2 protein-coding genes are annotated in these 1299 nt (G+C 22.0%); one reads left to right on the top strand and one right to left on the bottom strand.

The features are described from left to right. Positions 1-96 precede the first annotated feature (96 nt). Positions 97-624: a hypothetical protein gene (locus G3997_RS02795; protein ID WP_296647747.1), complete on the bottom strand. Its 528-nt coding sequence runs from the start codon at positions 622-624 to the stop codon at positions 97-99. 309 nt (positions 625-933) lie between these two features. Between G3997_RS02795 and G3997_RS02790 the strand changes: the two genes are divergently transcribed. Continuing rightward, on the top strand, positions 934-1299 hold a 366-nt coding region (locus G3997_RS02790; RefSeq protein WP_296647744.1), incomplete at its 3' end, for a C1q-like domain-containing protein.

Genomic DNA, 1299 nt, shown 5'->3' with positions numbered 1-1299 from the left:
TTTCTGCAACCTTTATAGTATATCATATCTAATTACAAATACAACTACATTTATAAATAAAAAATAGTATCCTAGTTTTAGGATACTATTTTTTATTTATCTAAAATCATTTATGTTATTTTCTATACTTATATGCTTTAATATATTTGGAAGTGGTAATTGCCTAGACTCTATACCTTTACCAAATTCTTCGAAAGCTTCTTTCATTTCTTTGTTATATGTTGCAACTACTCCATCTTCTAACTCTGATAATCCTTTGAATATATATTCTTTTATATCATCTATAGATTTGATATTAGCTATTTCTTCTCCTCTTAATACATGTCTAAATATTTCAAAACCTTCACCTTTTGAACCCCATATATATATCTTAAACATAACTAGAGTCATATCTAAGTAAAGTCCACTACTTATAGAATTCATATGATTTATATCTTCATATAAATGTTGATTAAAATCTATAAATCCAGCCCCTGCTATTTCATAGTTTTTACTTTCTTCACATACTATATTGTTTTTTACTATATTATCATGAAAATCTCCGTATCCATTGCTATTTATAAGTATTTCTGCTAATTGATTAGTTTGTACAAAAACTTTTTCTTTAGTTATTAATCTGTCCATATTTTTCTCCTTTAAAGTTCTATATTAATTATTATAAAATACCATTAAGATATTTTAATAAATTTATCTTATTAAAGACATCATATTTATATATATCCATAATATATATAGATAGTATTTTTCTTAACTATTATATTTATATATAAATTAAGTTAAAATTTAWCTATTATATTTATATATAAATTAAGTTAAAATTTATTTATATTTTTATCTACTTTTGTAATTTTATCATAAAAATTTACTTTATAAAATATTTATAAATAGTAAGTTAGTAATTTAAATATCAGTATATATTTTGGAGGTAATTAAATGTGTTTACAAATGCAAAGTACCTTAAACAATATAATAGAAGATAATAAATCTATTTTATTTAACAAAAGTATAATTGATGCCAATCCAAATATAACTTATGACTATAATACGGGGCATTTTACTATAAATTCTAATGGTATTTATTATATAAGATGGTGGGCTAATATACATTCATGTTCTGATAGTGATTATGCATCCTTTTCTATTAAGTCTTGTAAAGGGCACAATATTGAAAGTTGTACTACTAAAATGGAGCAACTTTGTGGAGATGCCATAATACCAGTTTTTAATTCTCATTTAAAATTTTCACTTAAAAATACTTCAAATTCAAATGTATCTCTATGCCCTTATACAAATATAAAA

Source organism: Romboutsia sp. 13368 (assembly GCF_018336475.1).
Taxonomy (GTDB): Bacteria; Bacillota; Clostridia; order Peptostreptococcales; family Peptostreptococcaceae; genus Romboutsia.
This window is presented reverse-complemented; position numbering and strand designations above follow the sequence as displayed.

What these genes read in the sequence shown, in the direction of transcription:
- G3997_RS02795 (WP_296647747.1), bottom strand. Translation starts at nt 624, where the DNA reads ATGGACAGATTAATAACTAAAGAAAAAGTTTTTGTACAAACTAATCAA.